The organism is Paraliobacillus quinghaiensis, assembly GCF_003426025.1.
GTDB lineage: Bacteria > Bacillota > Bacilli > Bacillales > Amphibacillaceae > Paraliobacillus_A > Paraliobacillus_A quinghaiensis.
This window is the reverse complement of record NZ_QJSH01000017.1, coordinates 47,262-59,440: the sequence shown is the minus strand read 5'-3', so window position 1 is coordinate 59,440 and position 12,179 is coordinate 47,262. Positions and strand designations below refer to the sequence as shown.

The window sequence follows — 12,179 nt, the reverse complement described above, 5'->3', positions numbered from 1 at the left end:
GGGATTTTGTGTCCGGCTTCCTTCAGATTCTATCTCACGATAGACACCCTTGCCTTTCACTAACAGTTCCTACTGCCAAGTCTGTGGTGGACTTTCACCACCTAGTTATAACTCATGCCGGGCGCACAATCGATTTGTATAATGCTTACATCCCACAAATTGATCCTGATGTTTTCAAGGGATGGGGGAAATTACAAAGCGGCAGTGATTTTGCTGCTCTTTCAGATGAGGAAAAAAAGAAAGTCGGACGACTCGATGCATTATGTAACCAATTCATTGCAGCTGATAAGTACGTTTTCGTTACTCCATTATGGAACTTTTCTATTCCACCAATTATGAAAGCATACCTCGATTCTGTCGCAGTAGCAGGCAAGACATTTAAACATACAGAAGAAGGGCCAATTGGTTTATTACCAGATAAAAAGGCACTCCATATCCAAGCAAGTGGTGGGGTTTATTCACACGGACCCGCTTCTGATAAAGAGATGGGGCATCGTTATATTAAAACACTACTCAATTTCTTTGGAATTACCGATATTGAGGGATTGTTTGTTGAAGGACACGACCAGATTCCAGACAGAAAAGAAGAAATTAAAGAAGCTGCTATAGCTCAAGCAAAAGATAAAGCATTTACGTTTTAATTGCCTCCCCCATTAAATTCTTAAATATAACCTTAGTCAAAAACGTGCTTCCCTTTACAGCTAAACTTAAAGGGAAGTTTTTAATTTAAATATGATTGTTCGGCAGAAATTGGCCTATCTATAAATTAAACTCATTTTTAATCTTGATTGCTACTTCTTCTGCTGTTAGTTTTGTATTATCGATTCGGATATAATTCTGCTGTGTTATTTCGCCCTCATACGAGTTTAAACGATATTGCTCCATCGTCTCACGTAAATTCTTCTCAGATTGCGCAACATTCCGCTTCGTTGCCTTATGTTCTAGGCGATGTGGCGTGACATTTCTTTTTAGCCGCTCTTCAGGGGTAGCTTCTAACTCAACAAAATATATTTCCGCTCCTTTTTCTTTAAAGGTAGCACAAACACTTTCTACAAAATCCCAATCTTCCTGTTGATCAAATGCCCATACATAAGTGAAAATCATTCCAGATAAATCACTATTAGCAACTTCCTTAAAGATTTCATTACGAAATAATTTTACGAGACGATGAAACGAAGGTGTACCAAAATCAAAAAATGGCTTAACCAACTCAATTGTCATGTGGTTGTGAAAAAGTTTTAGATCTGTTAACGTTTCTAACTCATGTCCAATTGTCATTTTCCCAACAGCTTGCGGACCGAATAGTAAAATAAATTTCATATTAGCTCCCCCCTATTTTTGTTAGCTTAATACTTATTGTTAAATATTTCAATACTTTTTTATGTACAATTTTCTTTAAGACAAACTGAACATCTTAATTAATTTTTATCATATATACAGGCAGCCATCTCTTTTTCCTCATACGACAGTTGAAAGTTTATGTCTTGAAATTAAACACTGAATCCCCTAAGATAAAGGAATGCACTGTTATGGAGGGATTGAAATGCAAGTAACTCAAGTAACAAATAAACTCCAATGGGAGAAGGTTTGTCAGATTCGTAAGGAAGTTTTTGTTGAAGAACAAGAGGTTCCGCTAAGTGATGAATTCGATAAACATGATCAGGATCCAAATACAAAACATATTTTAATAGAAATAGATAACCAACCTGCTGCGACTGGACGAATTCGTATTGTAGATGGCAAAGGAAAGTTAGAAAGAATTTGTGTGAGTTTATCTTTTCGTAAAAAAGGTCTTGGTAAACTAATTGTTAAAAACCTGGAGGCTATAGCACGCGATAAAAATGCTTTAGCTGTTTTTTTACATGGTCAAACGCATGCAGAAGGATTCTACCAATCATTAAACTATCAAACAGTTTCAGATGTATTTATCGAAGACGGTATACCGCACATTGTGATGGAGAAGAACTTAGAGTAGCAGTTAAGGGAGGTTTTTGATGGTATTGCAACGTTTTATCTTTTATACATTAGGAATTTTTATAATGACTCTTGGAATTGCCTTAACCATTCAATCCCTGCTAGGCGCGAGTCCTTTTGATGCGCTCCTTGTTGGCTTACACCGGACATTCGGGTTCACTGTTGGTAGTTGGGAAATTGTCTTAGGTTCAATCATGGTGCTATCCAATGCACTAGCTGAGAAACGTAGACCTGAGTATTTTGCGCTAATTACTTCCTTTATCACGGGGGCATGTATTGATTTTTGGTTATTACTATTAAACGACCTGATAAATCCTGAGGTATTTTTCATGCAAATGATTGTTCTATTAACTGGAATGATTGTTAGTAGTCTTGGGATTGCTGTTAACCTGCAAGCTGACTTTGCACCAAATCCAATGGATCGTTCAATGCTCGTAATCCGCAAATTAACTGGATTAAACATATTTGTTTCACGAGGACTATTGAGTATAGTGCTTGTTATTTTCGCATTTATTTTCAGTGGAGCTATTGGTATTGGAACATTGATTTATGCGTTATTGTCTGGCCTCGTAATCAACTATTTTATGCCCTTTGTAGCCAAATTTGAACGAAAGAAAATACACCAAGTAGAACAATTTAAATAACGATCTGAAGCCGATAGTATGAAGCTTCAGATCGTTTGTTTATTATTCATTCAAGCTGACGGAACCATCTATTTTAAATTCACCATCTTCTTTGTTAAATTCAAAACGATAAATACTTTTCTCAATACGAGAATCAATTTGCTTTTCAACTTCTACTGTCAAGTAATACAAGTAGTAGTTACGTCTACTATCAACAACCTCTAGTCGTTTTAACTCCCCCATTGGATAGTGTTCAAGTAAAATTACCGAGAAAGCGAGCCCTTTACTTAAGGAGTTTTCAGCAATCTGTTCACGCTCTTCTTGACTTAGTTTCTTATCCGATAGTTGATAATACGACTCGATCTTTTCAACTCCAATCTGTTTTAGATACTGATCCGAATAGAAATAGGGTGTAAAAAGTTGATAGGTTAAAAATAGAATGATCAAACAACTGAAAAACACCTGAATCCAAACTTGGAATCGAAGCCGATCCATCCAATAATCTAAACGAATTCCAAGCCAAATTGCACATCCAACCACCAGAATTAAAATAACAAAAAACACAAATGTATTTATATAGAGAAAACCTAACCAATTATCATTTGTTAAGAATAGGAAGATAGAAAATACAGAAATAAAAAATACAAATATTCTACTAATCACCTCTCGCATATATACCTTTCTTAAGATGCCTTTTTTGCTTTTCTCTGTATATGTTAATTCATTGAAATGACTAGACTGTTCTAATTCTTGTTTTATATTAATAAAATTTTTATCACTCATTCTTGTCCATCCCTTCTTTTAGTAATTCTCTTGAACGACGTAAACGAGTTTTTACTGTATTTTCTGATATGTTTAAAACTTTGGCTATTTCAATTGTCTTAAACTCTTTAAAATAGAATAGTATAATAATTTCCCGATATTTTTCTGGTAATGCTAATATGTAGTCAGTTATGTCTCTTTTATCGGAATTAGTAAGGGCTATACTTTCAGCTGAAGGGGTTTTATTTTCTATTGATTGGACAAGTTCATTATTTGTCGTAACCCGTTTGTTGTATACATTTCTCAAATGATCCTTAGATAAGTTAATTGCTATCTGATATAGCCATGTTCTTAATGAAGCTTCTCTTTTGAACTTGTTTCCTTTTGTCAAACATCTAATGAACGTTTCTTGCGTTATATCCTCTGCTATCTGCTTATCCTTAACATAAGAATAGGCAACCTGCTTAATACCTGTTCCATATTCAGTGATTACATCTTCATAATTCATACCTGCAATTCTAAAAAAGCCCTTCATCATTTCACCTCACTTATTAGACGAGATAGGCTCGTGTTTGGTTTTTATAATTAGTCAATTATATATTTTTTCTATTTATTTTCATACTAAAAAAATCCCGCTACATATAAGTAGTAGCGAGATTTTAAAACGTCTATTCTTTTTTGAACTCAATCGTACTTCTGACTGTATCAATTGATCGAACACTTTTTTCAATTTCATTTCGTTTTGGTTCTAGAAATGGCGGTAGTGATAACTTTTCCCCTAATGTTTCATAAGGCTCATCACCCATAAAGCCAGGACCATCTGTTGCAAACTCAAATAAAATTTGTGGTGCTACTCGTGCATATAAAGATTCAAAGAAATGACGATTTACGTATCCAGATGTTTGGAAACCAAACTTTGGCATCCGCTCGATCCATTCTTCTAATACAGAACGATCTTCTACACGGAATGCTGCATGGTGTACTGTACCATATCCTTGTTGCGCTTGAGGTAATACTGCATTATGTTCCACAACAACTTGTGCACCATTTCCACCTTCACCGACCTCAAATAAGTGATAAGAACCCTCTTGATCAATTTCTGTAAACAACATCGCCTTCTCCAATACCTCTTTAAAGTAGTCAAATTGTGCGATACGAACAAATATCGGTCCTAACCCAGTTATTGCATACTCTAATGGGATTGGTCCATCTTGCCATGGTGTTCCAGATTCCACTCCTTTATTGTTCTGATCGGACACAAGTTGGTATTGTTGATCGTCAAAGTCAACAAACGAAAGTGTCTTTTTCCCGAATTGTTCTTTAATTCCACTATGTTTTACACCTAATCGGTCAAACCGTTTCGCCCAATATTCAATTGCTGCATCATTCGGTACTCTAAATCCAGTTTTAAAAATCTCATTCGTACCGTGTGACCCTTTTGGAATCCCTGGAAAATCAAAAAAAGTCATATCTGTTCCTGGACTTCCTTTATCGTCTGCAAAGAATAAATGATAGGTTTGAATGTCATCTTGATTCACCGTTTTTTTGACCAATCGCATACCTAAAACATATGTGAAAAATTCATAATTCTTTTCTGCACTGCTTGTAATTGCTGTAACATGATGCAATCCTTTTAAGCTTGTAATCATTAGCAATTCCTCCTCAACTTATATATTCATCTTAATTTATTATATTATCCAGTTAATTTATCTTTAATTCGAGATAAATATAGCATGCGCAATAAAATGAAGTCAATTAATCTGTTTGAATTGCTGGAATCTACTATATTTATTAATAATGAAATAATAATCTTAAAGCATGGAATATGACCAAAGTTTTATGCATTTATTCTTTGTATGATTACACAATACGTTATAATAGGTATGGAGGAGATGTTACGAATGGAATCAATCAACACCTTATTTGAAAAGCAAAAGAATTATTATAAGCAAGGAAAGACAAGATCAATTCAACATCGGTTAGATGCATTAGAAAAATTAAATGATGCAATCAAAAAAAATGAGCCAAGAATAATTGAAGCTTTACAGAAGGACCTACACAAATCCGAGTTTGAATCTTTTATGACAGAGGTCGGAATCCTTTATACAGAGATTGAATATGTTAAGAAACATTTGCGCAAGTGGATGAAGCCAAAACGTGTCAAAACGCCACTTACACATATAGGATCAAAAAGCTTTATTCACCCTGAACCTTATGGCGTAGCTTTAATCATTGCACCATGGAATTATCCATTTCAATTAGCACTTGCACCTCTAATCGGTGCTATTGCTGCTGGTAATTGTGCCATTATCAAACCCTCGGAGCTAACACCACATACATCAGAACTAATCCGACATATGGTGCAAGAAACATTTAATCCTGACTTTTTAAGTGTGGTTGAAGGCGGGGTTGAAACAAGTCAATCACTTCTAGAAAAAACATTTGATTACATCTTTTTCACAGGAAGTGTTCCTGTTGGAAAAATCGTTATGGAACAAGCAGCCAAACATCTAACACCTGTTACCTTAGAATTAGGTGGGAAAAGCCCAGCAATTGTGCATGAAGATGCAGACATTAAGCTTTCCGCTAAGCGGATTGCATGGGGGAAATTTATTAATGCAGGACAAACATGCGTAGCACCAGATTATCTTTACTTGCATGAAAGCATAAAAGAGCCTTTTCTTAAGGCTTTTGAACAAGCAATCAAAGAGTTATATGGTAAGGAACCACTTAACAACACAGCATACACCCATATCGTTAACGAAAAACATTTTAATCGTTTAACTGCATTTTTAGACAATGGAAAACTTCGGTTTGGTGGTAAAACCGATCCAAATAAAAAAGCAATTGAACCAACGGTCTTAACAGACATTAAGTGGGACGATCCAATCATGGCCGATGAAATATTTGGACCTATATTACCTGTATTAACTTTTGATGAATTACCAGACATGATTGATGAAATAACGAACATACCTAAACCACTTGCCCTTTATTTATTTACAGAAAATAAAGCAGTACAAGACAAGATATTAGCTGAAATATCTTTTGGCGGCGGCTGTATTAATGATACGATTTACCACCTAGCATCTCCATATCTCCCGTTTGGCGGTGTTGGCAATAGTGGTATGGGATCTTATCATGGAAAGAGTAGCTTTGATACTTTTTCTCATCATAAGAGTGTATTAAAACAAACGACTCGATTTGATATACCAATTCGCTATCCAAATACAAAAAACGGATTAAAATGGGTACGTCGCCTACTAAAGTAATGTGTTTAACCTCTTTCCATTTCGGTGATATATCTATAGAGGTGAAAGCAAATGGCAAATTTTTTGGTAGGAGCTGCACTTATCTTTATATTGATTAATCTATACTACTTTTTCACTAATAAAACGTACAAAAAGAGTTATTTTAGTACAGCATTATTTCTAAAATTGTTTTTTGTTTTAACTGGAATTACAATTAGTTTCGCAGTCTTGTACTACGCCTTATCTTTACAAGAAGTTATTTTGGTCGAAACTATTACAAAAAAACAACCAGCAAATCATAGTTTTGGAAATCTTTTATACTTCAGTGGTGTTACCATTTTATCAATTGGGTATGGGGACCTCATCCCGGTTGGACCGGCCCGGTTTTTTTCTTTATTTGAAGCTGCAATCGGTGTCCTATTACCAACCGCTTATTTTATCAAAGCACTAGATCAATCCAAGCAAGGAAAAGAAAAATAGCATAAAAAATATGCTATTCTTTTTTTACCTACGGAAAGGGATTGGAGGAGCAGGTTGAAAATTCACCTGCGTCGCATGGAGCGATGCGTATATGACAAAAAAATAACTAAATTTAAAAGGAGACGATAGATTAAATCGTCTCCTTTTAATTCGTTATTCCATCATATTTTCTACTGTTCCATCCTCTGCATCAACTATATACCAACCAATGGTTGCCGTATGAGAAGCTTCTTCTGTCTCAACTATATCATAAACATGTACAACATAATCACCAAGATCATCACGATGGTCAACTTCTACAATTGTCTCAGATTGTACACTGATATCAAGTTTTTCACGAACGATCGTTACTGCATCTTCTTCCGTTATTTCTTCCTTTTTATCCGTATTTGATTCATTTTCCGAGTTTTGGTTCTCGTCAGAGTCACTGGATTCATCTGATTCATCGGTCTCATTGGTATTTTCAGAATCTTCATTGTCCCCACTGCCTTCTGTATTCTCATCAGAATCATTATTGTTTGAGTTGTCATCTTCCGTTTGATCTGTAGATGAATCATTATTTGCTTCTTCATTTGTTTGTTCATCTGGATCAGTTGTTACATCAGAATCTTCAGCTGGTGAACAAGCCACAATGAAAAATGCACCAATTGTTATGATAAAGAGTAAATATAGAAATTTCCTCACTAGTAATCACCCTCTCGGATAAATTTAATTCCACTTATCTTTTCCCTATTCTTTAAAAGATTACACATATCAGAAACTAACGAAAGCCCCCTGATCTGAAGCTTGTAAATTTAGAGGTTTTATTTCGGCTTCCAACCAGTCCGCTTTTAACTGTTTTACTTGTGACCGATCACTAACAAAAGCAATACCACAATCACCACCACCAGCTCCGGATGATTTGCCACTTCCGTATTCCTCTGCAATGTTAGCTAGCTTACGTAATTGATCTGTTTCAATTATAGTATCGGCTTGCTCGCTAATGTGGCAAAGCACATGACGATTTTGCTTTATTCCTTGCAACACATATGTTGCGTTATCTTGATTAAAACCTTTCACAATTAAAGCAACAGCACGATTGCTTTCTTCTAAAAAAGCACGATAAACGGTTGGATTCTTTTTACGAAACTGCTGGATTTTCGTTACCATTGGTGCAGTAGATGCTGCCTCACCTGTCCAACCAACATAAAACGCTAGGTTCTTTGGAGGTGTAATTGAAGAAATTGACAACATTGGCCAATCCACAGTTAACAAATCAGAAATACTACTCTCTTTATGTATTTTTTCGATTAACCAGTCCGCTTGAAAAGCAGTGTAGTGTAACCATCCACCAAAAGTTGATGCTGCAATATCTGCACAAGAACCATTTCCTTGTGTCTTAAAATGTGCTATTGCGGCTAACTTAAATATTTTTTCAGGATTAGATATTTCCTTTTCCGATTCATGTAACTTCAACATTGCTGTGACTACTGCAACAACAATAGCCGCACTTGAGCCAAGTCCATATTTTCTTCCAGACGGATCATCTAACTCACTTGTAACAGCTAAATGAAATGGGATTATATCCATATTCTGTTCATGTAGATAGTTGTAAACGACCTGAAAGGTATTTTTAATAAATCGAAGACGATTATCATATTCCTGAAAGTCCACCATGCCTGATGTGATATCCCAGGTAACATCATTCAATTCTAGTTGTGGAAGAGTAAGCTTATTTCGATCACTTACAGTAATCTTAGCACTAATATAACGATCAACTGCAACAACAATCGAGGCTTGATTGGGCTCTGTTACGGCATATTCTCCGGCAATCATTAATTTTCCTGGTACTTTTACATCAAATGTTGTATTTTGCATGGTGAGCCCCTCTTCCTATAAAAATTCACTACTTTTCTATTGGTAAATACGTAATCCCTGGACCTGGACGACAATGGTGAATCTCTCGCACTACTGTCAATAAGCTTAATTTATCACGAACCGCATGTTCATCTTTGGGTTGGCACAACACCTTCACATTTGGACCAGCATCTATCGTGAAATAAGCTTCAATGCCTGCCGCTCGTAATTCTTCGACTTCTTGCATTACTTCAACAGTAGCACTTTGCCAGTACATAAACGGTGGATTTGCTCCTAATGTAGTTGCGTGCATCTTCAGTGCATTTGCTTCCACAACATGCCCTAGCTTTTCAAAATCCTTTTCCTTTATAGCATCTCTCGCGGTGATAAGATCCTTTTCAACTGCTTCTAGCCATCCAGAATAAAAGGGTGAAGTTTCAACCGTTCTTTTCATACCTTCTCTGCTTAGTACTTTTTTAGCCTTTGTAGTGACTTCAACAGACAAAACACGGATATCCCAATCTTGTTCTGAGATTATAGGAAGTGCATAACAGTCAGACCCATCTGCTTTCTCCCCTTTTTGCCATTCTACGTAGCCCCCATAAATTGATCGACTAGCTGAACCAGATCCTTGTCGCGCAATTTGTGACAATTGTCTATAATCCACATCAAGTCCGATTGCTTTCGTTGCAGCAGCGGCCAGAGCAGCAAATCCCGATGCAGAAGAGGCAAAACCTGCTGCTGTCGGTACGTAATTTTTTGAATCAATCGTTGCATAAAGTGATTTTCCTGATAAGTTTCGAATTCGATCAAGAAATGTAGTGATTTTTTCCATTTCTTTCGGATCAGCTTGTTGATCATTCAAAATAAAACGATCAGCATGAAAATCTGGAGAAAAGTGAACTGAAGTTTCTGTATAGAACTTATCTAATGTTACAGAAAGACTGCTATTCGTTGGTAAAAAAAGTTGTTCGTCGCGTTTTCCCCAATATTTAATTAATGCAATATTTGTATGTGCCTTTGCTGTAGCTTTCATATATAAACTCCTTTTTATTGCTTTTTAGGGATAAACAATTACTCACCTACAGTAAAGTACCAAGTCTGATCAGCTCCACCAACAAGTAATGCATCCGCTATTTCTTTTGCATGTTTTATACTTTTCGCTAACGCAATAATACAGCCTCCACGTCCTCCTCCAGTTAACTTTGCACCGAGGGCGCCTGACTTCTGTGCGACTTTAGTTAAACGATCAATACTTTCATCGCTCACTCCTAGTTTAACTAACTCGTCTTGTGCTCGGTTCATTATAGATCCTAATAATGAATGATCACCTTTCTGAAGTGCTTCTCGTGCATGACCTGTCAGCTCTCCTAAATGAGTTATAGATTGCTTTGTTTCAGTGTATTCGACTTTATACTTTTCCTTAATACTTGCTACCGCTGCATGTGTATCACCAATACGGCCGGTATCAGCTACCACTAAATGAAGTGGCGCACTTATTTGAACGTAATCTATTTCTTTATCCTTTTCAAACCAAATTGGCACTTCACTACTCGCTGCTGCCATATCAATGCCGCTTGGACTGCCATGTGCATGTGTCTCTGCAATATCAACAAGTTCCATTAAATCGTCTCTTTCCAATTCCTCTTCAAAATAAGCATATAAACTTCGCACAATTGCAATCGCAATTGCGGCACTTGATCCTAGACCACGCCCAATTGGAATGGTTGAAGTAATTTGGATTCTGAAACCTGATGCATCATGATCTATTTTTTTACATGTTTTCTTAATACAAACAGCAATGCCTTGTAATTTTTCAGGCATGCTACTCAAAGGGCCTGTGTAAAAACTGCTATCAATACGAATTGGCCCATGAACTGGGTCAATCATTGCTTTTACTTGTATTTCGGGAAAAGGTAATGCAATAGCAGGTTCACCATACACTACTGCATGCTCTCCGACTAAAATTAATTTGCTATGTGCACTACCTATTGCTGTTTTTTGTGGTAGTTCTAACATAATGATGCCTCTCCTTTTAAGCTACACGCCAAATTTTTGGGGCATGAAAATATAATAGTTTTTTTATCTCGATTATAAAACCTGCCAAATTACTACTCAACAATGGTGTGTATAGAACACATCCTAAATTGTACACCATAAATAATTCCTAAGCGACAGCCAAAGTGTAACTTCGCTCTATTATCTAAACATCTATTTGAAATGAAAATTGTAAAACAGTCTTCTAAACTTCTGTATGCGTAAACCATGTATTAGTATAGCAAATCAGGCCCTAGAGGCAAAGGAATTCATGTATTTTTTCGACATTATACTTAAAATTGTTTATTTAATAAAAATGCATAATTAGAGTAAATCCGTACAAAAGGGCTAACCTTTTGAAACTAGAATTTTATTATAATTCAGTTAAAAACGATTAGCAATATAAGTATACCAAAACGTTTAGTTGTCCTTTTTTCAAAAAAATTATAAATTATGTAACCTTTTTTACGTTCATACCTGATAAAGGAGGGATTGTTGTAGAAAAATGCTTCCATAGCTTTCCTTGACCTGTGGGAAAGCTACAACCTGAAGACAAGCACAGTGAGTGTTTTCTGCAGCAGCACAAGACTGGAAAACATAAAAAGACTACTTATACCACCCTTTTTCTTTAAACTTTTCAATCGCTTCAATTCGATTAGTAACTTCCAATTTTGCTAAAATAACTGATATATAATTGCGAACTGTACCATTTGTAATGAAAAGTTGACTTGCGATTTGTTTCGTATTCCTTCCCTCTGCCATTAAACGAATGACCTGTTCTTCCCGATCTGTCAAAGGATTGGTTTCCCCAAAAGCCATATCAATTAATTCAGGTGCATATATACGTTGACCATCAATAATTTTTCGAATTGCATTTGCTAAATCTTCACTTGGACTATCCTTTAGCAAATAGCCGCTTACTTTAGCATTTCGTGCCCGTTCAAAATAACCCGACCGCGCAAAGGTCGTTAAAATAATTACCTTACACGTACTCTCTTTTAGGGATTCAGCTACATCCAACCCTGTCATAACTGGCATTTCAATATCCATTACACATACATCCGGTTGTTCTTTTTTTACTAGTGCTAAAGCTTCTTCCCCATCCCTTGCCTTACCAACAACCTCCATATCTTCCTCTAGATCAAGTAAAGCACCTAGGGCACCAAGTAGCATCCCTTGATCTTCAGCTAATACAATACGTATCATTTTGAACCCT

At 36.1% G+C, this 12,179-nt stretch carries 14 protein-coding genes; 5 read left to right on the top strand and 9 right to left on the bottom strand.

The window, feature by feature from the left end:
* Positions 1–8 precede the first annotated feature (8 nt).
* Positions 9–641 carry an NAD(P)H-dependent oxidoreductase gene (locus tag D2K40_RS11785; protein WP_117156178.1) on the top strand — a complete coding sequence of 211 codons (633 nt, stop codon included), beginning with the start codon at positions 9–11 and terminating at the stop codon, positions 639–641.
* Positions 642–759: 118 nt separating this feature from the next.
* On the opposite strand, the gene D2K40_RS11780 is transcribed toward D2K40_RS11785, so the two are convergent.
* Positions 760–1,320, bottom strand: coding sequence for an AAA family ATPase (locus D2K40_RS11780; protein WP_117156176.1), 561 nt, complete (start codon positions 1,318–1,320; stop codon positions 760–762).
* A 223-nt stretch (positions 1,321–1,543) separates the two neighbouring features.
* Here D2K40_RS11780 and D2K40_RS11775 point away from each other — a divergent pair, with 223 nt between their 5' ends.
* Together D2K40_RS11775 and D2K40_RS11770 are read left to right on the top strand one after the other, a co-directional pair.
* Positions 1,544–1,975, top strand: coding sequence for a GNAT family N-acetyltransferase (locus D2K40_RS11775; RefSeq protein ID WP_117156174.1), 432 nt, complete (start codon positions 1,544–1,546; stop codon positions 1,973–1,975).
* A 19-nt stretch (positions 1,976–1,994) separates the two neighbouring features.
* Positions 1,995–2,618 carry a YczE/YyaS/YitT family protein gene (locus D2K40_RS11770; protein ID WP_117156172.1) on the top strand — a complete coding sequence of 208 codons (624 nt, stop codon included), beginning with the start codon at positions 1,995–1,997 and terminating at the stop codon, positions 2,616–2,618.
* A 42-nt stretch (positions 2,619–2,660) separates the two neighbouring features.
* Here the strand turns inward: D2K40_RS11770 and D2K40_RS11765 are convergent, their stop codons facing one another.
* The 3 genes from D2K40_RS11765 to D2K40_RS11755 all read right to left on the bottom strand — a co-directional run bounded on the left by D2K40_RS11765 (position 2,661) and on the right by D2K40_RS11755 (position 5,005).
* Positions 2,661–3,380 (bottom strand): hypothetical protein, encoded by a 720-nt coding sequence (locus D2K40_RS11765; protein ID WP_117156170.1) that lies wholly within the window; start codon positions 3,378–3,380, stop codon positions 2,661–2,663.
* Positions 3,373–3,894, bottom strand: coding sequence for a sigma-70 family RNA polymerase sigma factor (locus tag D2K40_RS11760; protein WP_162879203.1), 522 nt, complete (start codon positions 3,892–3,894; stop codon positions 3,373–3,375). Before D2K40_RS11760 ends, D2K40_RS11765 begins: the two co-directional genes overlap by 8 nt.
* Before the next feature lie 133 nt (positions 3,895–4,027).
* Positions 4,028–5,005, bottom strand: coding sequence for a ring-cleaving dioxygenase (locus D2K40_RS11755; RefSeq protein WP_117156182.1), 978 nt, complete (start codon positions 5,003–5,005; stop codon positions 4,028–4,030).
* A 255-nt stretch (positions 5,006–5,260) separates the two neighbouring features.
* On the opposite strand from D2K40_RS11755, the gene D2K40_RS11750 reads away from it, so the two are divergent.
* Together D2K40_RS11750 and D2K40_RS11745 are read left to right on the top strand one after the other, a co-directional pair.
* Positions 5,261–6,631: an aldehyde dehydrogenase gene (locus D2K40_RS11750; RefSeq protein WP_117156166.1), complete on the top strand. Its 1,371-nt coding sequence runs from the start codon at positions 5,261–5,263 to the stop codon at positions 6,629–6,631.
* A 51-nt stretch (positions 6,632–6,682) separates the two neighbouring features.
* Positions 6,683–7,090, top strand: a complete 408-nt coding sequence (locus D2K40_RS11745; protein WP_117156164.1) for a potassium channel family protein — start codon at positions 6,683–6,685, stop codon at positions 7,088–7,090.
* A 153-nt stretch (positions 7,091–7,243) separates the two neighbouring features.
* Here D2K40_RS11745 and D2K40_RS11740 read toward each other — a convergent pair whose 3' ends face one another.
* The 5 genes from D2K40_RS11740 to D2K40_RS11720 form a co-directional block, all read right to left on the bottom strand.
* Positions 7,244–7,774, bottom strand: coding sequence for a hypothetical protein (locus tag D2K40_RS11740; RefSeq protein ID WP_117156162.1), 531 nt, complete (start codon positions 7,772–7,774; stop codon positions 7,244–7,246).
* 69 nt (positions 7,775–7,843) lie between these two features.
* On the bottom strand, positions 7,844–8,947 hold the full coding sequence (locus D2K40_RS11735) for a phosphomevalonate kinase (RefSeq protein WP_117156160.1): 1,104 nt from the start codon (positions 8,945–8,947) through the stop codon (positions 7,844–7,846).
* 28 nt (positions 8,948–8,975) lie between these two features.
* Positions 8,976–9,962 (bottom strand): diphosphomevalonate decarboxylase, encoded by a 987-nt coding sequence (gene mvaD, locus D2K40_RS11730; RefSeq protein ID WP_117156158.1) that lies wholly within the window; start codon positions 9,960–9,962, stop codon positions 8,976–8,978.
* A 38-nt stretch (positions 9,963–10,000) separates the two neighbouring features.
* On the bottom strand, positions 10,001–10,945 hold the full coding sequence (gene mvk / locus D2K40_RS11725; protein WP_117156156.1) for a mevalonate kinase: 945 nt from the start codon (positions 10,943–10,945) through the stop codon (positions 10,001–10,003).
* 624 nt (positions 10,946–11,569) lie between these two features.
* Positions 11,570–12,169 carry a response regulator transcription factor gene (locus tag D2K40_RS11720; RefSeq protein WP_117156154.1) on the bottom strand — a complete coding sequence of 200 codons (600 nt, stop codon included), beginning with the start codon at positions 12,167–12,169 and terminating at the stop codon, positions 11,570–11,572.
* Positions 12,170–12,179: the final 10 nt, after the last annotated feature.

What these genes read in the sequence shown, in the direction of transcription:
- D2K40_RS11735 (WP_117156160.1), bottom strand. Translation starts at nt 8,947, where the DNA reads ATGCAAAATACAACATTTGATGTAAAAGTACCAGGAAAATTAATGATT.
- D2K40_RS11775 (WP_117156174.1), top strand. Translation starts at nt 1,544, where the DNA reads ATGCAAGTAACTCAAGTAACAAATAAACTCCAATGGGAGAAGGTTTGT.
- mvk (WP_117156156.1), bottom strand. Translation starts at nt 10,945, where the DNA reads ATGTTAGAACTACCACAAAAAACAGCAATAGGTAGTGCACATAGCAAA.
- D2K40_RS11745 (WP_117156164.1), top strand. Translation starts at nt 6,683, where the DNA reads ATGGCAAATTTTTTGGTAGGAGCTGCACTTATCTTTATATTGATTAAT.
- D2K40_RS11780 (WP_117156176.1), bottom strand. Translation starts at nt 1,320, where the DNA reads ATGAAATTTATTTTACTATTCGGTCCGCAAGCTGTTGGGAAAATGACA.
- D2K40_RS11770 (WP_117156172.1), top strand. Translation starts at nt 1,995, where the DNA reads ATGGTATTGCAACGTTTTATCTTTTATACATTAGGAATTTTTATAATG.
- D2K40_RS11760 (WP_162879203.1), bottom strand. Translation starts at nt 3,894, where the DNA reads ATGAAGGGCTTTTTTAGAATTGCAGGTATGAATTATGAAGATGTAATC.
- mvaD (WP_117156158.1), bottom strand. Translation starts at nt 9,962, where the DNA reads ATGAAAGCTACAGCAAAGGCACATACAAATATTGCATTAATTAAATAT.
- D2K40_RS11750 (WP_117156166.1), top strand. Translation starts at nt 5,261, where the DNA reads ATGGAATCAATCAACACCTTATTTGAAAAGCAAAAGAATTATTATAAG.
- D2K40_RS11765 (WP_117156170.1), bottom strand. Translation starts at nt 3,380, where the DNA reads ATGAGTGATAAAAATTTTATTAATATAAAACAAGAATTAGAACAGTCT.
- D2K40_RS11720 (WP_117156154.1), bottom strand. Translation starts at nt 12,169, where the DNA reads ATGATACGTATTGTATTAGCTGAAGATCAAGGGATGCTACTTGGTGCC.